This is a genomic window from Flavonifractor sp. AGMB03687, assembly GCF_017811815.1.
Classification (GTDB): Bacteria; Bacillota; Clostridia; order Oscillospirales; family Oscillospiraceae; genus Flavonifractor.
The window spans coordinates 422,706-442,220 of the sequence record NZ_JADKZI010000002.1 but is presented as its reverse complement, the minus strand read 5'-3'; the positions used below and the strand labels follow the sequence as shown (position 1 = coordinate 442,220).

General features: G+C 63.9%; 19 protein-coding genes and 1 other RNA gene. 14 read left to right on the top strand and 6 right to left on the bottom strand.

Annotated features, from left to right (window positions below; genetic code table 11):
• Positions 1 to 36 precede the first annotated feature (36 nt).
• Both J9789_RS05605 and J9789_RS05600 read left to right on the top strand, forming a co-directional pair.
• Positions 37 to 507: a spore coat protein CotJB gene (locus J9789_RS05605; protein ID WP_209343395.1), complete on the top strand. Its 471-nt coding sequence runs from the start codon at positions 37 to 39 to the stop codon at positions 505 to 507.
• Positions 507 to 1,112, top strand: a complete 606-nt coding sequence (locus J9789_RS05600) for a manganese catalase family protein (RefSeq protein WP_209343394.1) — start codon at positions 507 to 509, stop codon at positions 1,110 to 1,112. Before J9789_RS05605 ends, J9789_RS05600 begins: the two co-directional genes overlap by 1 nt.
• A 45-nt stretch (positions 1,113 to 1,157) precedes the next feature.
• On the opposite strand, the gene J9789_RS05595 is transcribed toward J9789_RS05600, so the two are convergent.
• Complete coding sequence (locus J9789_RS05595) at positions 1,158 to 3,368, bottom strand: C69 family dipeptidase (protein WP_209343392.1); 2,211 nt, start codon at positions 3,366 to 3,368, stop codon at positions 1,158 to 1,160.
• A 167-nt stretch (positions 3,369 to 3,535) separates the two neighbouring features.
• The gene (locus J9789_RS05590; RefSeq protein WP_245185082.1) at positions 3,536 to 3,988 is read right to left on the bottom strand and encodes a YhcH/YjgK/YiaL family protein; all 453 of its coding nucleotides are present in this window, start codon (positions 3,986 to 3,988) and stop codon (positions 3,536 to 3,538) included.
• Between the two features lie 162 nt (positions 3,989 to 4,150).
• Between J9789_RS05590 and J9789_RS05585 the strand changes: the two genes are divergently transcribed.
• The 7 genes from J9789_RS05585 (at position 4,151) to J9789_RS05555 (ending at position 9,965) form a co-directional block, all read left to right on the top strand.
• Positions 4,151 to 4,858 carry an N-acetylmuramoyl-L-alanine amidase gene (locus J9789_RS05585; RefSeq protein ID WP_209343388.1) on the top strand — a complete coding sequence of 236 codons (708 nt, stop codon included), beginning with the start codon at positions 4,151 to 4,153 and terminating at the stop codon, positions 4,856 to 4,858.
• A 122-nt stretch (positions 4,859 to 4,980) separates the two neighbouring features.
• The gene (gene radA, locus J9789_RS05580) at positions 4,981 to 6,345 is read left to right on the top strand and encodes a DNA repair protein RadA (RefSeq protein ID WP_209343385.1); all 1,365 of its coding nucleotides are present in this window, start codon (positions 4,981 to 4,983) and stop codon (positions 6,343 to 6,345) included.
• Positions 6,346 to 6,453: 108 nt separating this feature from the next.
• Complete coding sequence (locus J9789_RS05575) at positions 6,454 to 6,660, top strand: DUF1858 domain-containing protein (RefSeq protein WP_087188762.1); 207 nt, start codon at positions 6,454 to 6,456, stop codon at positions 6,658 to 6,660.
• 55 nt (positions 6,661 to 6,715) lie between these two features.
• The gene (locus tag J9789_RS05570; protein ID WP_209343383.1) at positions 6,716 to 7,429 is read left to right on the top strand and encodes a class I SAM-dependent methyltransferase; all 714 of its coding nucleotides are present in this window, start codon (positions 6,716 to 6,718) and stop codon (positions 7,427 to 7,429) included.
• A complete protein-coding gene (locus tag J9789_RS05565) occupies positions 7,417 to 8,214 on the top strand; it encodes a Nif3-like dinuclear metal center hexameric protein (protein ID WP_209343381.1) in 798 nt (265 codons plus the stop codon). Before J9789_RS05570 ends, J9789_RS05565 begins: the two co-directional genes overlap by 13 nt.
• A 71-nt stretch (positions 8,215 to 8,285) precedes the next feature.
• Positions 8,286 to 9,014 carry a YebC/PmpR family DNA-binding transcriptional regulator gene (locus J9789_RS05560; RefSeq protein ID WP_209343373.1) on the top strand — a complete coding sequence of 243 codons (729 nt, stop codon included), beginning with the start codon at positions 8,286 to 8,288 and terminating at the stop codon, positions 9,012 to 9,014.
• Positions 9,015 to 9,092: 78 nt separating this feature from the next.
• The gene (locus J9789_RS05555; RefSeq protein WP_209343371.1) at positions 9,093 to 9,965 is read left to right on the top strand and encodes a putative ABC transporter permease; all 873 of its coding nucleotides are present in this window, start codon (positions 9,093 to 9,095) and stop codon (positions 9,963 to 9,965) included.
• 52 nt (positions 9,966 to 10,017) lie between these two features.
• Here the strand turns inward: J9789_RS05555 and J9789_RS17375 are convergent, their stop codons facing one another.
• The 4 genes from J9789_RS17375 to rnpB all read right to left on the bottom strand — a co-directional run bounded on the left by J9789_RS17375 (position 10,018) and on the right by rnpB (position 14,328).
• Positions 10,018 to 12,465: an S-layer homology domain-containing protein gene (locus J9789_RS17375; RefSeq protein WP_209343370.1), complete on the bottom strand. Its 2,448-nt coding sequence runs from the start codon at positions 12,463 to 12,465 to the stop codon at positions 10,018 to 10,020.
• Positions 12,466 to 12,483: 18 nt separating this feature from the next.
• Positions 12,484 to 12,837, bottom strand: a complete 354-nt coding sequence (locus J9789_RS05545) for a hypothetical protein (protein WP_209343368.1) — start codon at positions 12,835 to 12,837, stop codon at positions 12,484 to 12,486.
• A 282-nt stretch (positions 12,838 to 13,119) separates the two neighbouring features.
• Entirely contained in the window at positions 13,120 to 13,758 is a 639-nt protein-coding gene (locus J9789_RS05540) for a MerR family transcriptional regulator (protein ID WP_209343366.1), read from the bottom strand.
• Positions 13,759 to 13,866: 108 nt separating this feature from the next.
• Positions 13,867 to 14,328, bottom strand: an RNA gene (rnpB, locus tag J9789_RS05535) — RNase P RNA component class A.
• 117 nt (positions 14,329 to 14,445) lie between these two features.
• Between rnpB and murD the strand changes: the two genes are divergently transcribed.
• Genes murD through J9789_RS05510 form a run of 5 tightly spaced genes read left to right on the top strand, consistent with a single transcriptional unit; the run spans position 14,446 to position 19,464 of the window.
• Positions 14,446 to 15,837 carry a UDP-N-acetylmuramoyl-L-alanine--D-glutamate ligase gene (gene murD, locus J9789_RS05530; RefSeq protein WP_209343365.1) on the top strand — a complete coding sequence of 464 codons (1,392 nt, stop codon included), beginning with the start codon at positions 14,446 to 14,448 and terminating at the stop codon, positions 15,835 to 15,837.
• A 33-nt stretch (positions 15,838 to 15,870) separates the two neighbouring features.
• Complete coding sequence (locus J9789_RS05525) at positions 15,871 to 16,884, top strand: M42 family peptidase (protein ID WP_209343357.1); 1,014 nt, start codon at positions 15,871 to 15,873, stop codon at positions 16,882 to 16,884.
• Positions 16,881 to 17,906, top strand: a complete 1,026-nt coding sequence (locus J9789_RS05520; RefSeq protein ID WP_209343350.1) for a M42 family peptidase — start codon at positions 16,881 to 16,883, stop codon at positions 17,904 to 17,906. The genes J9789_RS05525 and J9789_RS05520 overlap by 4 nt, the downstream gene beginning before the upstream one ends.
• A gap of 5 nt (positions 17,907 to 17,911) precedes the next feature.
• Positions 17,912 to 18,910, top strand: coding sequence for a M42 family metallopeptidase (locus tag J9789_RS05515; protein WP_209343348.1), 999 nt, complete (start codon positions 17,912 to 17,914; stop codon positions 18,908 to 18,910).
• On the top strand, positions 18,910 to 19,464 hold the full coding sequence (locus J9789_RS05510; RefSeq protein ID WP_209343346.1) for a GNAT family protein: 555 nt from the start codon (positions 18,910 to 18,912) through the stop codon (positions 19,462 to 19,464). The genes J9789_RS05515 and J9789_RS05510 overlap by 1 nt, the downstream gene beginning before the upstream one ends.
• Positions 19,465 to 19,515: the final 51 nt, after the last annotated feature.

The following is a 19,515-nucleotide window of genomic DNA, read 5'->3' as shown; positions in this document are numbered from 1 at the left end:
CCGTCCCGTCCCATTCCATAGGAGGAGGGACACCCCTTGTATCCCGAGAACAACCATCAGAACAATCCCGGCACCTGCGCCGACAGCTGCGGCACGCTCCCTGAATGCGCGCCCCTGGCCGTACCCTACGTGCCGTTTCAGCAGAAGAATCCCAAGCGCTACTCCCAGCAGGAGGCCCTGGCCAACGGCACCCTGTTCCCCGGCCTGAACCTGCCCTTCCACATCAAGGAGGAGGCGGTCAAGATGCTGGGCACCCAGCTGGCGGAGCTCCAGGCCCTGGAGTTTATGCTGCTGGAGCTGGGCCTCTACCTGGACACCCACCAGGACGACAGCGAGGCCTTTCAGCTCTTCCAGCAGTACAGCGCCATGGAGGCCGAGGCCCGCAAGCGGTATGAGGCCGCCCACGGCCCCCTGACCCAGAGCGCTACTGCCAACGCGGAGAGCTGGTCGGCCTGGCTGGAGGGCGACTGGCCCTGGCACATGACCGCGGAAGGAGGGACCAAGTAATGTTCCAGTACGAGAAGAAGCTGCAATATCCGGTGCGCATCAAGACCCCCAACCCCAAGCTGGCCGCCTGGGTCATCAGCCAGTACGGCGGTCCCGACGGCGAGCTGGGCGCCTCCCTGCGCTACCTGTCCCAGCGGTATGCCATGCCCTATCCCGAGCTCAAGGGCCTGCTCACCGATATCGGTACCGAGGAGCTGGGCCACCTGGAGATGATCGGTGCCATCGTCCATCAGCTCACCCGGGGTCTGACCCAGGAGCAGCTGCGGGAGGGCGGCTTCGCCCCCTACTTTGTGGACCACACCACCGGCGTCTATCCCACCGCCGCCTCCGGCGCCCCCTGGAACGCCGCCGGCATCGGCGTCAAGGGGGACGTGATCTGCGACCTCACCGAGGATATGGCCGCCGAGCAGAAGGCCCGGGTCACCTACGACAACATCCTGCGCCTCAGCGACGACCCCGACGTCAGCGACGTGATCCGCTTCCTGCGGGAGCGGGAGATCGTCCACTTCCAGCGCTTCGGCGAGGCGGTGCGCCTGGCCAAGGAGAAGATGGACCAGAAGAATGTCTACTTCACCAACCCCGCCTTCGATTCCGCCAAGAAATAAAACAGAAAGAGGCCGGCCCGGATGGGTCGGCCTCTTTTGATAGGCTTAGTCTACGCTCTCCAGGAAGCGCATCAGAATGGTGGCCGCTTCGGCGCGGGTGGCGCTGCTCTGGGGAGCCAGAGCGCCGTTGCTGCCGGAGATCAGGCTGGAGCCGGTGGCCCACTGCATAGCGTCCAGGGCGTAAGCGCCGATCTCAGCGGCGTCGGTGTAGCCGTCCAGATCGCCGGAGGCGGTGACGTCATAGCCCTTGTAGGCGGCGTAGCGGTAGAGGATGGTAGCCAGCTGCTCCCGGGTCAGAACCTGATCGGGGCCGAAGGTGGTGTCGGACAGGCCGGTGACGATGCCGGTCTGGGCGGCCCAGGCCACGGCGTCGGCATACCAGGCGTCGGAAGCCACATCGGCAAAGCTGCTGCCGGACACGGCGGGCTTGCCCTCCAGGGCGTAGAGCACCTGCACCAGCATGGCCCGGTTCATAATGGTGTAGGGGGCGAAGGTGCCGTCACCGGCACCGTTCATGATGCCGTTTTCCGCCACATAGTGGACCGCATCGGCATACCAGGCATCGGAAGCCACATCGTCAAAGGTGTAAGCCATGTCGATGGAGTAGGTGGGCATCTTGTTCTCAGTGAGGACGGAGGGGGTGAACACGGCGTCCTCGGCCAGCTCGCCGGCCTGGTCGGCCTTGACAAAGGCCCACAGCTCGGTGAGGATGCTCTTGGCATTCTCAAAGGCCTCCTCGGAGACCGCCTTGGCCAGGGCGGTGGCCACCTGCTCGGCCTGCTCGGGCTTCTCGGCGCAGATGACCTTCATGGCCTCATCCACTGCTTCCTGCTGCTCGATGAGGGCCTTCTGGTAGTTCTCCCAGTAGAGCTTCACATTGGCGCCATAGCGCTCCCGGTCGTTGTCGCACAGGTCGTTGATGGCGGTAAAGACCCAGTAAGCGGAGGTCTCGGCGGGGAAATCCTCGTCGTCCAGTACTTCCTCAATGTTCTTGATGCTGGGGCTGTACTCGGTCTGGAAGATGTCGGAGGTATCGGTCAGCAGGTTGCTGTAGTAGGGGAGGTAGACGGAGAACTCCGCCCGGGACATGGTCTGCCACTGAATGGTAGCCAGCTCCTCGGGCATGTCGCTGCGGATCTCAAACACGTGGCACTCGGCCTGCCGCTCGTTGCCGATGGCGGTGCCGTTGGGGTTGTTCTCCGGGTTGTTGTCGGCGGCGTACTCGGTGCCCTCGCCCCGGCAGGCCAGCAGACGGAGCACCTCGTAGGTGGTCAGCTGGTGGTCGGCATCAAAGAGCATGTTGAAGGGACCCTCGGGGGCGGCCTCGCCGTCCCGCTCCACGGAGACGCTCTCGGACAGCTCCTCGTTCAGGTAGTTGACGCCCTGCCAGTAGCGGAAGTACTGGCCGTTGCCGAAGTCGGTGGAGCCGTAGGTCTTCTGGATGTCCACCTTGGTGATCTGGTCATCGGCCACCTTGCCCTGCTGGGAGGACACCAGGAAGCCGTTCTCCAGGGGGAGGGAGATCAGACCGTCGGAGGCGATGACGTTCTCGGTGTCGGACACGTCGATCTCATTCATCACTACCATGTTGGGGTTGACGGACACCTTGTCGTCGGGCATCTTCACCGCCACATACTGGTGGCCGGACAGGGTCTCAAAGTCCCACACCTCGTTGGCGTCGCTGATGGTGAAGGAGTTGCACTCGCCGGAGCCGTAGGTGTCGATGATGGCGGCCAGCTTCTCCACGCCGTCCCGAGCGGACTCCGCGGACATCAGGATCACGGAGGTGAGGGAGATCTCGCAGATGCCGGTATCCACCAGGGGATCGGCGGCCTGCACGTTCTCGTTGTTGGCGGTGGACACGGTGGCGCTGACGGACACGCCGTTCTCGTTCATGCCAACCTCGCCGTAGGCCTCCCGCACCAGGTTGCCGCTCTCGTCCACCACGGACTCACCCTGCTCGATGGAGTCCCGCAGCACGGTGTAGCGATAGGTGTGGGCGGGGTAGGGCATGGAGAAGCCGTATGTATCTTCATACATCTCGCCCTGGGCGTGATCAGCCGCCGGGCGCACCTCAAATACCTTGTCGTACAGCTTGCCGATGTCTTCCGAGCGGCCCACATAAGTAGAACCATTGACGGATTCCTGGCTGCCCACATACAGGCCGCAGCACGCACTGGCGCTGACACCGCTGCCAATTACCATGGAACCGGCCAGAACCACCGCTCCAAGCTGTTTGTACCATTTCTGTTTCATTTGCTTCATCCCTTTTGCAGATTTGCCGTATGGATCTCAGGCGCGAATCTGAGTATAGCACAACGGTCTGCATAAAGCGAATATTTTTTCACTAAAATGTGAATATTTTTTCATGGCAAAATACAACAAAACGACCGCCCTGTTGGGGACGGCCGTTTTTTTGCCGGTCAGGAGAGCTTCACTTTTGCCACGATGACCTTCACGGGCACAGGGGATTCCAGCGCCACACGGGGGGCGTGGAGGTCCTGGGGCCAGACGATGTAGAAGGTGCCGGGCCGGACGGTGATGGTATCCCAGTCGGTGGTAAAAAACTGGATATCGGGGGTATACTCACTGAGCTGGGTCAGGGGAGCGTCGGGCAGGGAATAGCCCACACCCTCGGTGCCGGACACCACGTACTGGATGTCGGCGTAGTCCCGGTGGCACTCCAGCTTGCAGTCGGCGGGGGCCTTGGTATCCACGTCGAACCGGGTGGCGTACACGTTGTCGCCGTCGATGTCCACCCGCTGACCGGGAGTCAGGCTGTCCGGGTCCACGTTCGCCAGCCACTCCAGAGCTTGCTGGAACCGCTGGCCCAGACCGTAATACAGAGAAGCGTTTTTCATCTTATCAATGACCATTGGGCTCACCTCCATGGTTGCTGCTTCCATCTTAGCCCCTGAGCGGCAAAAAGGCAACAGAAATTTGGACAAGCAGGGGCGGGCGTGGTACAATAGGGGCTGTCTATCCGTCTAATCATCTCCGCCGCCGCATATCCTTCCTTTATCAAAGGGGGGAGCGGTATGAAGCGAGTGGGACAGTGGGCCCTGCTGTGGGTGCTGGCTCTGGCCACCGCCGGTTATCTGGTGTTCTGGCCGAGCGGGGCAATCCAGACGGTGGGCCCCGCGGACAGCGGGCGGCCCGTTCTGGTGCTGGACGCGGGCCACGGCGGGGAGGACGGGGGCGCAGTGTCTTTAAGCGGCGTGCCCGAGAGCCAGATCAATCTGGCCATCGTCCAGAGGCTGGACCTGCTGCTGGGGCTGTGCGGCCAAGCGCCGGTGGTGCTGCGGCAGGAGGATGTATCTCTCCACGACCCGTCAGCGAATACCTTGAGAGAGAAGAAGGCCTCCGACCTGAAAAACCGGGTGGCGACAGTGGAGGAGACGGAACACGGGGTGCTGCTGAGCATCCATCAGAACATGTTTACCAGTGCCAAGTACCACGGGGCCCAGGTGTTTTACGCCCCCACGGAGGGGAGCCAGGAATTTGCCGTCCACACCCAGGAGGTGCTGCGGCAGGCGGTAGACCCCGCCAATGAACGCCAGGCCAAGCCCATCCCGGACACGGTGTATCTCATGAACCACATTACCCGCCCCGCCATTCTGGTGGAGTGCGGCTTTCTGTCCAACCCGGAGGAGGAGGGGAAGCTGCGCTCGGAGGGCTATCAGCTCCAGCTGGCCGCCGCCCTCACCGGGGCATGGCTTCAATATGAAGCGAATTTCACAACCTAGGGTCGGGGCGTCGGGGACGCCGCCCCCTACAGGCCTATACCAAACATGATCCCGTAGGGGCGGGCCTCCCGGACCGCCCGCCGGAGATTCACACCACAAAAGAAGGGGAGGACCATCCACCCATGAAAGCCAAGACCATGTTTTACTGTACCGAATGCGGCAACGAGCTGCCCAAGTGGGCGGGCCAGTGCCCCGCCTGCAAGGCGTGGAACACCATCGTGGAGCAGCCCGCCGAGACCAAGCGGAAGAGCTCCGTAGCCGCCGCCACGGCGGTGGAGCGGCAGGGGCGGTCCAAGCCGCGGCTGATGGACGAGGTGGAGACCACCCGGGAGCTGCGGTTCCAGACCGGCATGAACGAGCTGGACCGGGTGCTGGGGGGCGGCGCCGTCCAGGGCTCCCTGGTGCTGGTGGGCGGCGCGCCGGGCATCGGCAAGTCCACCCTCATGCTCCAGATCTGCCAGAATCTATGCCGGTTTGCCAAGGTGCTCTATGTCTCCGGCGAGGAATCCGAGCGGCAGATCAAGCTGCGGGCCGAGCGGCTGGGGGTGAGCGGTCAGCAGCTCTACCTGCTGGCCGAAACCAGCATGGACGACGTGGCCGAGGCGGTGACCCAGCTTCAGCCCGACGTGCTTATCGTGGACTCCATCCAGACCATGTACAACGGGGAGCTGTCCGCCGCCCCCGGCAGCATCGGCCAGGTGAAGGACTGCACCATGGCTCTGATGAACCTGGCCAAGGGCAGAGGCGTGACGGTGTTCGTCATCGGCCACGTGAACAAGGAAGGTTCCATCGCCGGACCCAAGGTGCTGGAGCATATGGTGGACTGCGTGCTCTACTTTGAGGGCGAGCAGCAGAACTCCTACCGCATCCTGCGGGCGGCCAAAAACCGTTTCGGCGCCACCAACGAGATCGGCGTGTTCGAGATGGCCGACTCCGGCCTCACCGAGGTGCCCAACCCCTCGGAGATGCTGCTGTCCGGCCGGCCCCAGGACACCCCCGGCACCTGCGTCACCTGCGTGATGGAGGGGGTGCGGCCGGTGCTGGCGGAGGTCCAGGCCCTGCTGGCCCCCACCAGCTTCAACGTGCCCCGGCGCACCTGCAACGGCTTCGACTTCAACCGGGCCAACCTGCTGCTGGCGGTGCTGGAGAAGCGGGGCGGGCTGATGGTCAGCTCCTGCGACGCCTACATCAACGTCATCGGCGGCCTCAACCTGGACGAGCCCGCCGCAGACCTGGCCATGGTGGTGGCCCTGGCCTCCTCCTTCCGGGACCGACCGGTGCCCGGCGACCTGGCCGCCATCGGAGAGGTGGGCCTCACCGGCGAGCTGCGGTCGGTGAACGCCCTTGGCCAGCGGCTCAGCGAGGTCCACCGGCTGGGCTTCACCAAATGCCTGGTACCCCAGCGCACCGGAGCCAAGCTGGAGGTGCCCGACGGGCTCCAGCTCATCAAGGTGCGCAACATCCGGGAGGCCCTGGCCTTTTTATAAGGTAGGGGAGTCCCTCAGAATTTTCGGACAAAAAGCAAGTCTCTCTTGCAAAAAGGGAGAAAATCGGATATACTACCAATATCCTAGAAATTTGGAGGTATTCCCTTTATGGCTCAGATCACCAAAGATACCATCATCGGCGATATCCTGGACATCGCTCCCGAGACCGCTCCCATCTTCCTGTCCATCGGCATGCACTGCCTGGGCTGCCCCTCTTCCCGCGGCGAGACTGTGGAGGAGGCCTGCATGGTCCACGGCGTGGACGTGGACGAGCTGCTGGCCAAGATCAACGCCAGCGTGGGCGCTGCTCAGTAACAAAGGCAAAAAAGGAGCGGTCAGACCGCTCCTTTTTTCATAGGAGGTGACTGGGATGCGTCCCATGGAACTGACCCCCCGGCTGCGCTCGGTGGCCGAGCTGGTGCCCCAGGGGGCCAAATTTGCCGATATCGGCACCGACCACGCCTATCTGCCGGTGTGGCTGCTCCAGCGCGGCATCATCACAAAGGCACTGGCCTGCGACCTGCGGCAGGGGCCTCTGGACCGGGCCCGGGCCACGGCGGAGCGATACGGCCTGACCGAGGAGATGGACTTCCGGCTGTGCGACGGTCTGGCGGGGGTGAATCCCGGCGAGGCCGACACCATCGCCATCGCCGGCATGGGGGGCGAGACCATCGCCGCCATCCTGTCCGCCGCCCCCTGGACGTGGCGGGAGGACTGCCTGCTGCTCCTTCAGCCCATGAGCGCCCAGCCCCAGCTGCGGCGCTGGCTCCAGGACCACGGCTACACCATTGCCCGGGAAATATTGACCCGGGAAGGGGATACCATTTACACCACCTTCCGGGTGACCGCCGGACCCATGGCCCAGCTTACCGCCGGTGAGCTGTGGGCGGGGCGGCAGAGCAGGGGGGAGGACGACCCCCTGCGGGAAACATATTTGAATCGGCTCATTGACCAGACCGCCCGTGCGGTGGAGGGGCTGCGCCGCTCCACCCGGAGCGCCGATGCCGGGCGGCTGGAAGAGCTGGAGCAGGTCCATGCCGACCTGCAACGCATGCGAGAGGAGTGGCTATCATGGCAACGGTAAGAGAAATCTATCAGCATCTGGACTCACTGGCTCCCTTTTCCCTCCAGATGGACTTTGACAACGCGGGCTTCCTGGTAGGCCGGGGCGACCGGCAGGTGGATAAGGTTCTGGTGAGCCTGGACATCACCGAGGAGGTGGTGGCCGAGGCCGCCCAGCTGGGGTGCCAGCTCATCGTGTCCCACCATCCGGTGATTTTCCACCCCGCCAAGTCGGTGACCGACGCCACCCCCGACGGCCGCATCCTGCTCTCCCTGGTAGAGCACAACATCGCCGCCATCTGCGCCCACACCAACCTGGACGCCGTGTGGGGGGGCGTGAATGACGTGCTGGCCCGCAAGCTGGACCTGACCAACGTGGAGTGCCTGAAGCAGGACGGCGTGGATCAGGCCGGCCGTCCCTACGGCATCGGCCGGGTGGGCAACACCGCCGGTGTGCCCATGTACGCCCCCGCCTTCGCCGCCTTCGTCAAGGAGGCTCTGGGCGCCAACGGCGTGCGCTTCGTGGACGCCCGTCGCCCGGTGCGCCGGGTGGCCGTGGGCGGCGGCGCCTGCGCCGACATGCTGAAGGACGCCCTGGCCCTGGGCTGCGACACCTTCGTCACCGCCGACGTGAAGTACAACGGCTTCCTGGACGCCAAGGCCATGGGGGTCAACCTCATCGACGCCGGCCACTATCCCACCGAGCAGGTGGTGGTGCCTGTGCTGGTCAAGTGGCTGGCCGACGGCTTCCCCAAGGTGGAGGTGCTCACCACCCAGACCCATAAAGAGGTGTTTTCCTACCTGTGAGGGCTTGTCAAGCACTCAAAAAAGTGATAAACTAGATGCGCTGATTTTCGACGAGAAGGGAACGAGTACCAATGTCAGGACATTCCAAGTGGCATAATATTCAGAAGACCAAGGGCGCGGCCGACGCCAAGCGCTCCCAGATCTTCACCAAGATCGCCCGCGAGATGATCGTGGCCGTCAAGACCGGCGGCAGCGGCGACCCCAACAACAACTCCCGTCTGGCCACCGTGGTCGCCAAGGCCAAGGCGGCCAATATGCCCAACGACAACATCAAGCGCACCATCGACAAGGCTCTGGGCTCCGGCAACACCGACAGCTACGAGAACGTGGTGTACGAGGGCTACGGCCCCTCCGGCGTGGCCGTCATCGTGGACGCCCTCACCGACAACCGCAACCGCACCGCCCCCGAGGTCCGTCACCTGCTGGACAAGTACGGCAAGGGCCTGGGCGCCACCGGCTGCGTGTCCTGGTCCTTCGACCGCAAGGGTGTCATCATCATTGAGAAGGAAGACCTGGACGAGGACACCGTCATGATGGACGCTCTGGACTGCGGCGCCGACGACATGCAGGTGGAGGAGGACGTGTTCGAGGTCTACACCGACCCCGACGCCTTCGGCACCGTGCTGGCCGCCATGGAGGAGAAGGGCTACACCTTCGTCCAGGCCGCCGTGGAGATGGTGCCCCAGAACTACGTCAAGCTGGAAAATGAGGACGACATCAAGAACATGGAGAAGCTCATTGACCTGCTGGAGGACAATGACGACGTGCAGAACGTCTGGCACAACTGGGACCAGGGCTAAGCACACAACCATATCACACAAAAAGGAGGACCTGCGCAAAAGGTCCTCCTCTTTTTTCTTTCAAAAGGAGGCGCTGTCTTGGATCTAAACCTGATTTGTGAATTCATCCTTCAATTTTTTCTCTTTTCCTGCCTGGGTTGGCTCACCGAGGTGACCCTGAAGTACATCCAGTTCCACCGCTTCATCAACCGTGGCTTCCTCATCGGGCCCTACTGCCCCATCTACGGCTGGGGCGCCGTCACCGTGACCCTGGTGGTTGGCGGCCTCATCGCCCGGAAGGGTACCGTGTGGGAGACCTTCCTGGCGGGCATGGTGCTGTGCGGCGCTCTGGAATATTTCACCTCCTGGTACATGGAAAAGCGCTTCCACGCCCGCTGGTGGGATTACAGCCAGAAGCCCATGAACCTCCACGGCCGCATCTGGATCGGCAATCTGCTCCTGTTCGGAGCGGCCTGCGTCATCATCGTCCAGGTCATCGACCCGGTCCTCTTTGGCTGGATGGATGGGTGGAGCCCACTGGTCCTGCGCATCGCCGCCCTGACGGTGGCGGCGGTCATGCTGGCCGACTACGTCACCGCCCACTTCCTCATGGGCATGGTGCGCCGGAGCATCGACGACCAGCCCGGCGACAACACGGAGGAGATCACAAAGCAGGTCCATATTCTGCTGCACAACCACACTCTGCTGCTCCGCCGTCTCCACCAGGCCTATCCCGACCTGCGTGCCTATCCTCAGCGGCTGACAAAGCAGCTGCAGGAGACCCGCAAGGCCTACAAGCAGGCGGCCAAGCAGGTCAAGCAGACGGTGCGCCAGGCCGCCAAGGCCCAAAAGAAGGGCCTGGAGGCCGGTCTGGAGGCCCGCCTGGAGCAGGCTATGGCCGTCAAGAAGGAGGCCCGTGCCAAGCTGAAGGAGATCCAGCAGCGGCTGACCATCCATCGGGACGAGGACTGAGCCCATTAAAAAAGCACAACCACCAGTTGGTGGTTGTGCTTTTTTGCTGCAGTTACCAGGAAAATGCGTTCTGCTGTACGCCGCGGTAGAGGAGGGAGACGATCTGACCACGGGTGCAGTCCTTGTCGGGGCTGAAGCGGTTTCCGCCGGTGCCCTGGGTGATGCCCTGGGCGCTGGCCCACTGAGCGGCGGCGGCGTAGTAGCTGCCGCTGGCCACGTCGGAGAAGGCGCTGGCCGTCCGGGCGGCGGGGGAGCCTGCGGCCCGGTGGAGGAGGGCCACCGCCTGGGCACGGGTCACCACCAGGTCGGGGCTGAAGGCGCCGTTGCCGGTGCCGCCGGTAATGCCCTGCTCCACCGCGTCATAGCAGTAGTCGCCGGGACGCACATCCCGGAAGGGGAGGGTGCGATTCTTGGGGGCGGGAGAGCCAGCCGCACGCCACAGGAAGGTGACCACCTGGGCACGGGTGCAGCGGGCGTCGGGGGAGAAGGTATTGGCCGAGGTGCCCTGGGTCACGTTCTTGCCCACCGCCCACTGGACGGCGGCATAGAAGTAGTCCTTGGAAGACACGTCCTTAAAGGGGACAGCGGCGGGGGTCACGGGAGTGACAGGAGTCGTCGGAGTCACGGGAGTGGCCGGAACCAGGGGCGTGGAGGGGACCACGTGGGTGACCGGCTGATCCGGCTTCCGGGCGGCGGACTCCTTGACAAAGGTAGCCTGGACGCTGACCGGGGAGCCGGGCATATCAAAGGTATACCGGAGGTCACTCTTTTCGGTCAGCTTCACCGTCTTGTTGTTCTGGTCGGTGACGGTGATGGTATCCAGCACATAGCCCTTCTCCGGCTTGACGGTGAGGCGCAGAGAATCGCCCTTATTGGCCCGGCTGTCACTCACCTCCACGCTGCCGTGGGAGGAGGAGAACACCCGCACGTTGTAGACGCCGTTCTTGCCGGGCTGGGGCAGGTTGGAACCGGGGCGCTTGCCGCCGGGGAGGTTGGAGCCGGGCTGGCTGGGTCTGGCGGGGGTGGTCCGGGCGGTTACATAGGAGATGATCTGCTGAACGTCCGTATAGCCGGGGGCGGCGGTGGTCCAGCGGGGGATGCGGGGATTCTCCCGCTCATTGCGGTAAAGCGTGCCGTCGTTCTTCACCGAATTGGGGGCGTAGACCCCGGCCGCAGCGGCCTTGCCAGCGGTGCCGGTAAGGGTGACAGGGAAGGCGGAGGCGCCGCCCTGGAGGTAGGCCTTGCCGGGGATCACGGTACCACTGCCGCTGACGGCGTCGCCGCCCCGATCATAGGTGCCGTCGCCGCCCACCGCGATGAGGGTGCCTGCGCCGGAGATGGTACCCCGGTCCAGCCGGATGGCGTCGCCGCCCACCGTGGCGGCATTCCCCATGCCGCCGCCGTACACCGCCAGCAGGGCGCCCTGGGACAGGGTCAGGGTGCTGCCGCTTACCAGCAGGCCGGTGCGGCCGGCGTAGGTGGTGCCGGTCTGGGCCTGATCGCCCTTGAGGAAGACATAGCCCTTCACCGTGGCGTTGCCCAGCACCGCCACCACCGGCTGGGTGTTCTTGGCGTCCCGGCTGCTGTCGGAGGAGACGGCGGCGTTTTCCAGCACCGCGCCGCTCTTGAGCCGCAGCTGGCCGTTGATGGCGGCCCCGGTAAGGAACTTGCTGCTGGTGCTGTCGTAGTTCATGGAGAAGGTGCCGCCCTGCTCCACCTCCACCACACCCTGGACCACGGAGTCCCGTAGGGTGAGTTTGCCGCCGTTCTGCACGACGACCTTCACGCTGCTGAGCAGATCCAGGTTGGTCAGGGTCAGGTCGCACCCGGCGGGGATGAGGATGGTCTGAACCGGCTCACCGCTCTCGGCCAGGGCATAGCCCAGGCTGCCCCGGGGGCTGCCGGCGGCGGCGCCCAGCCAGGTTTTGATCTGGGCGGGGACCGTGACGGTCTCGTTGACCCCGCCGAACTCCCGGATGGCCTGAGACGCCTGCTCAAACCGGTAGCTGCCGTTGGCTTCCTGGACGCTGTTGGCCACGGTCAGCCGGTCGGCCAGCTTCTCCGAGACGGGCTTGGGCTGGGGCTGCGTAGACTCCTCCGACACCACCTGAGCCTGGTAGCCGCCGTCGGTGCGGGTGGTCTTCAGCAGCAGGTCCTTGTACTGGCCGTTGGTGATGCGCAGGGTATCTCCGTTCCGAAGGGCGGGGTCCATGGCGTCAAAGTACACCGCTGAGCCGTCGGCGTCCAGATAGTAGGTGGGGCCGCTCAAGGTGGTTCTGGCGCTGACTGCCGCCAGGTCCACTCCCATGCCGTCGGCGGCGGTGCGGCGGATGCCGGTGATGCCGCCCACATAGCTGTCGGCGCCGGTGATGGTCAGCTTCAGATAGACCGACATCACCTGCTCCAGAGAGACGCGCACATCTGCCGTGGTTCCGGCGGCGGGCAGGGTACCGGTGGGGGCGGGGGGATTGACGGCCACGGTGTACCGGCCGGTGTCCACGGTGAGATCCAGATCCTCTTAGCCGTCGGCCCGGACCACGCACTTGACCGCCCCGGTGAGGCCGGGGGGCAGCACGATGCGGCCATCACTGGGCTGCACCACATAGGTGCCGGTTTTGAGATAGATGGTGCTGCTCACCTTCTCGTAGGGCATCCCGTCCACCCAGAGGCCGGTGATGCGCTCCAGCCAGCTGGAGCTCTGGTAGCCGAAGTCCAGCTTGAAGGCGTGGCTGAACAGATCGCTGTTGACCGTGGTCGCGGGGACGGGAGGCTGCTGACCGGCCGCCGCCGCATGGGCGGGAACCATAGTCAGTACCATGGCCAGCGACAGAGTCGCGGGCAGAAGACGGTGTTTGTGTGTTTTGCGTTGCATGTGTTGTACTCCTTCCGGTCGATTTTGCATTCCATCCACCTCTCAAAGCGCTGGGATCGGCATCGGTCACCCCCTTTTCTGGACATACAGCAGGGGACCGAACGGACTGGAAACCCATTTGGTTAGAATTGCCTAACCTTCAACAAAAGAACAGGCAGCGCCCCGGAGGACGCTGCCTGCAAAATTGCGTGGTCCGTTGTCCCTTGGATGGGCACAGTATAGCCAACGGGAACGGAGCTGTCAATTTCTCTTATCGAATCTTAAGGTAAGGATAAGGATCCCTTATGGTACATATTCAACGTGCCGGTAGAACCATTTGCCCAGTTTGCTGCCCACCACCAGGGCAATGGGCAGGGGAATCACGACAAAGAGCAGGACAAAAACCAGCGGATTCCAGGCAGCGGCTTGTAGCAGGGCGGAGTAATCGGAGAAGTGATCCAGCAAAAAGACGTAAAGCCGGAACATGAAATATACCGCCCACACCATGCAGAAGGACTCCACGCCGGTCAGCCAGCCCTCCGGATTTCCGTGGACCCGGTCGGACTCCGGGATGGGACGGCCCTTGACCTCCCGCTCCAGCAGCTCGGCGTAATCCTCCAGGCCGTTGGCCTGGGTGGTGTCGGTGAAGCGCAGCTTGTCATAGGCTTCTATGGCCGCCTGGAGCCGCTGGCGAAGAGCAAAGGCCGCCCCGGAGGCGTTCTTCTGAAAATCCTCGATCATGGCGCGGATCTCCTCCAGGGTGAAGCCCGCCTTCCGCAGGGTGGAGATGGCTTTCAGCCGGTCCACGTCGGCAGGGGAGAAGTCCAGCCAGGTCCGCCCGCCCCTCCGCTGGGCCAGGGGAACCACCAGTTTTTCCTGCACATAGAACCGAACCGCCCGCTCTGTCAGACCGGTCTGGGCGCATACTTCCTTCATTTTCATGGGCCATCCCTCCTTGGGTAAGGACAGTTTACCATCTGACGTAAGGGAAGAGTCAAGGGATTTTGCAAAAAAAAGACGGACCGGAGCTGTCCGCTCCGGTCCGTCGTATCTGCAAGTAAGCCTGTAAGCCGGGTTCTGTCCTTTAAGACAGCCATCTATCTCGACGCACCGTTGCCGGTACGCTCAAGCCGCCTCCCCGGGACGGCCGGGCCGGCCTATGTGTCCCTCCACGGCGTTGCTCCGGATAGAGTTTACAGCGATGGACGCTTGGCACGCCATCGGGTGAGCTCTTACCTCGCCTTTCCACCCTTACCTCGTCGGCACAAGCTTCCGATCACTCGCTTTACCCCGAGGGGTAAAGCTCGCTCCTTCCGCTGTGCCTCCTCTCCCCACGAAAGCAAACGCTTTCGCGGGGGCCCCATTAGAGGGGAACCAAGGCGGTATATCTCTGTTGCACTTTTCCTAGGGTCGCCCCCGGCGGATGTTATCCGTTATCCTTGCCCTATGGAGCCCGGACTTTCCTCACCCGCGGGCCTTTCGCCCCGCAGGCGCGGCTGTCCAGCTTGCTTGCCCGACTATTTTACGCTATCTTTGCAGGATTGTCAAATCAAAAGCGGTCAGTGTTTGCATTTTCTCTTCCGGTGGGATATAATAAATTGGTTAAACTATGAAAAGGGAGGAACTGTCATGAAGCGTTCCACCATACAGGAATACCTGGCGGGGCTGAAGGGCAAGCGGGTGGCCGTCATCGGCATCGGCGTGTCCAATACGCCCCTCATCAAAATGCTGCTGCGGGCCGGCATCAAGGTCACCGCCTGCGACAAGAAACCCATGAATTCCTTTGCCGGTCTGGCCGATGAGCTGGAGAGCCTGGGCGCCAAGCTGAAGCTGGGAGAGGACTATCTGGAGGACCTGGACTTTGAGGTCATCTTCCGCACCCCCGGCATGCGGCCCGACCTGCCCCAGCTGGTGGCTGCCCAGCAGAAGGGTGCCATCCTCACCTCCGAGATGGAGGTCTTCTTCCAGGTCTGCCCCTGCCGCACCGTGGCCGTCACCGGCAGCGACGGTAAGACCACCACCACCACCATCATCGCCGAGCTGCTCAAGGCCGCCGGTGAGACCGTCTACGTGGGCGGCAACATCGGCAAGCCCCTGCTGCCCGACGTGGACGGCATGGAGCCGGGGGACATCGCCGTGCTGGAGCTGTCCTCCTTCCAGCTTATGACCATGGATCAGAGCCCCGACATCGCCGTGGTCACCAACCTGGCCCCCAACCACCTGGACGTCCACAAGTCCATGGAGGAATACATCGACGCCAAGAAGAACATCTTCCTCCACCAGGACGAGAAGGGCCTGCTGGTGGTCAACGCCGACAACGACATCACCCGCAGCTTCGCCGGGGAGGCCCAGGGCCGGGTGGCCCTGTTCAGCCGGGTGTCTCAGCCCGCCCGGGGCGCTTTCCTGCGGGATGGCGTCATCTGGGTACGCAACGAGATGCACGAGCGCCCGGTGCTGCCGGTGGCCGACATCCTGCTGCCCGGCACCCACAACGTGGAGAACTACATGGCCGCCATCACCGCCCTGGACGGCATCGTGCCCGACTCGGTGGTGCGCACCTTCGCCCAGAAATTCGCCGGGGTGGAGCACCGCATCGAGCTGGTGCGTACCCTGGGCGGCGTGAAGTACTACAACGACTCCATCGCCTCCAGCCCCTCCCGTACCATCGCCGGTCTGCGCTCCTTCCACCAGAAGGTGATCCTCATCGCCGGCGGCTACGACAAGCACATCCCCTTTGACGTGCTGGGCCCTGAGGTGACAGACCATGTAAAGGAATTATTCCTTACAGGCGACACCGCCCAGAAGATCAAAGCTGCGGTGGAGGCCGCCCCGGATTACAGCCCGGACGCGCTGCCCATCCACGTCATCGACGACTTTACCGAGGCGGTGCTGGCCGCCCACAAGGCCGCGGGCCCCGGCGACGTGGTCATCCTGTCCCCGGCCTGCGCCTCCTTCGACAAGTTCAAGAACTTCATGGAGCGGGGCGCCGCCTTCAAGAAGATCATCTACGAGCTGGCCTAACAACACCCTCATAAGGAGGAATTACCTTTGGATATGAAACATGTACTGGAGACCCTGTGCGGCTGCACAGCGCCCTCCGGCTTCGAGGCCCCGGCGGCCCAGGCCGCCCGTGCCCTGCTGGAGCCCCTGGCGGATGAGGTCTCCATCGACCGCATGGGCAACCTCATCGGCGTGCGCCGCTGCGGCAAGCCCGGGGCCAAAAAGATCCTGCTGGACGCCCATCTGGACGAGATCGGCCTCATCGTCACCGGTGCCGAGGAGGGCTATCTCCGCTTCTCCACCATCGGCGGCGTGGACCCCCGGATGCTGCCCGGCCGGGAAGTGACCATCCTGACCAATCCCCCTATGACCGGCATCGTGGCCGCGCCCAACCCCCTGCAGGACGATGAGAGCAAGGCCGTGCCCATCCCCGAGCTGGTGGTGGACGCCGGTCTGACCCAGGCGCAGGCCGAAACGCTGCTGGGCACCCCCATGGTGTACCGGGGCTCCTGCTTCTCCCTGGGGGAGGACCAGATGTGCGGCAAGGCCATGGACGACCGCTCCTGCTTCGCCATTCTGCTGCGCTGCCTGGAGCTGCTGAAGGACAAGGCTCTGGACGTGGACGTGTACGTCATGGGCTCCACCCGGGAGGAGGTCTCCGGGGTGGGCGCCACCGTGGGCACCTGGGCGGTGCAGCCCGACTGCTGCGTGGCCGTGGACGTGACCCACGGCCGCACCCCCGACGGCCCCGCTGACAAGACCTTCGTGCTGGGAGGTGGCCCTGCCATCGGCGTGGGCCCCAATATGGCCCGCTGGATGACTCAAAGGTTTCTGGATAAAGCAAAGGAAAGGGAAATTCCTTTCCAGCAGGAGGTCATGAGCGGTCACACCGGCACCAACGGCTGGGAGATGCAGATCAGCCGGGAGGGCGTGGCTACGGCGGTGCTCTCTCTGCCCCTGAAATACATGCACAGCCCCATTGAGGTGCTCTCCCTCACCGATCTGGAGCACACCGCGGCTCTGCTGGCCGCCTTTGTGGAGGATCTGGGAAAGGAGGGTCAGCTGTGAAGGAACTGCTGAGACGACTGTGCTCCCTGCCCGGCGTGGCCAGCTGGGAGGACCAGGTGCGGGACTGTGTCATGGAGGTGGCCGGTCAGTACGCCACTGAGCTGCGGGTGGACACCATGGGCAACGTCATCGCCTTCAAGGAGGGCACCAAGGCCACCGGCAACAAGCTGCTGCTCACCGCCCACATGGATGAGGTAGGCCTGATGGTGCGCGCCATCACCGACGAGGGTTACCTGAAGTTCTCTGCTGTGGGCTCTGTGGACCGCCGGGTGCTGCTGGGCAAGCGGATGCTGGTGGGTCCCCGTCAGATCCCCGCCGTGGTGGGCATGAAGGCCTACCACCTGGTGAGCCGGGACGAGGAGAAGAACGTCCCCAAGCTGGACGAATTTTATCTGGACATCGGCGCCAAGAACAAGGAGGAGGCCGCCAAGCTGGTGAACCTGGGCGACGTGGCCGCCTTTGACAGCCCGCCGGAGGAGCCTGTCCCCGGCCTGTTGAAGGGCCGCGCCCTGGATAGCCGCATCGGCTGCGCCGTGCTGCTGTGGCTCATGCGGGAGGAGCTGCCCATGGACTGCACCTTCGTCTTTACCGCCCAGAAGGAGGTGGGGGCCAGAGGTGCCTTCGGCGCCGCCTTCTCCGTGAAGCCGGAGATCGCTCTGGTGCTGGAGGGCGCTCCCGCCGCCGATCTGGCCGGGGTGCCCGCCCACAAGAAGGCCTGCGCCCTGGGCAAGGGCGCGGTGCTCCCCGTCATGGATAAGGGAGTCATCGTGGACCGGAAGCTCTTTGAGACCCTGCGGAGCCTGGCAGAGGAGGGGGACATCCCCTGGCAGCTGCGGGAGGCCACCACCGGCTCCGGCGACGCCATGGCGGTACAGCGGGCCGTTTCCGGCGTGCGCACGGCGGTCATCGCCGCCCCGGTGCGCTATCCCCACACCCCCGCCACCCTGGCCAACGCCGCCGATATCGAGGCGGTGCTCAAGCTGACCCGGGCTTTTATCACTCAAATGTCCAAGGAGGACTGACCGATATGGATATCTTAGCGATCATGCAGAAGCTCAACGCCTGCCACGGCCCCTCCGGCTGTGAGAGCCAGGTGGCCGCCGCCATCGCCGAGCTGGCCCGGCCCTACGTGGACGAGATCACCACCGATGCCCTGGGCAACCTGATCTGCCACAAGAAGGGGAGCGGCCCCAAGGTGATGTTTGCCGCCCACATGGACTCCATCGGCTGCATCGTCACCCACATCGATGAGCAGGGCTATCTCCGCTTCGGCCAGGTGGGCGGCCTGTCCGCCCACGACCTGCCCGGCACCCCCGTCCGGTTCGCCAACGGCACCCGGGGCGTCATCGCCGCTCAGGGCAAAGTGGAGCCCAAGGACTGGAAACTGGATCACCTTTACATCGATGTCGGCGCAAAGGATCGGGCCGAAGCCAGCACCATGGTGCAGGTGGGGGACATGGCCGTGTTTGACACCGTGCCCTTCGTCAGCGGCCGTAAGCTGTTCTCCCCCTATCTGGACGACCGCATCGCCTGCGTCATCCTGCTCTCCGCCCTGGAGCGCATCAAGCGCAGCGACAACGACCTGTACTTCGTCTTCACCGTCCAGGAGGAGGTGGGCCTGCGGGGCGCCCGCACCGCCGCCTACGGCATCGACCCCGACTACGGCATCGCCGTGGACGTGACCGACTCCGACGACATCCCCGACGCCCCCCACGAGTGCTCCAGTGTGGCGGGGAAGGGCGCCGCCATCAAAGTCATGGACAGCTCTGTCATTTGCCACCCCGTGGTGGTGGACCAGCTGAAAGAACTGGCACAGGCAAGGAATATTCCTTTCCAGATGGACGTGCTCCGCTTCGGCGGCACCGACGCCGGCGCCATCCACCAGAGCCGTGCCGGTGTGTACACCGGCGGCATCTCGGTGGCCTCCCGGTATATCCACACCCCCATGGAGATGGCCGACCTGGACGACATCGAGGCCTGCGCGGCTCTGACTGCCGCCTTCGCCCAGGCCAAGCTGGAGGGATAATGGAGCCCTTTCCGGCGCTGGAATACCTTCCTCTGAGGTCTGACGCTCTGCGGCTTGACCGGATCTGCCCCGCGGATCTGGTCAGGCTGCGGCGCATGGAGGAGGAAGAGGACTTCCAGCGGGTCACCTGCCGCCCCGTACGCACGCGGACCGACGAGGAACTGCTGGAGCAGTACCAGACGGCGCTGTCCCAGCGTACCCTGCTGATCGCCGGGCTCTATTTACCGGAGCAGGATGAGCCCATCGGAAAGCTGACTGCCGGAGACTACAACCCCCGAAACGGCAGCGCGGAATTGGGCTACTATCTGGCTCCAGCTTACCGGGGCAACGGGTGTATGGCGAAAGCACTTAACGCCTTTTGTGCCTGCTTGTTCCAAACCTTCGGGCTGAACAAGGTGTACGCCCAGACCGGCGCATTCAATCAGTCCTCTGTCCGGCTGCTGGAGCGGACCGGGTTCCAGCGGGATGGGGTGCTTCGGCAGCACCACCCATGGAACGGTGTGCTGTGGGATGACTATCTCTACAGCTTATTGGCAAAGGATCTTACAGCATAGAATAGCGGGTCTGAGATCCGCCTATCAAACCCACAAACACAGATAGAACAG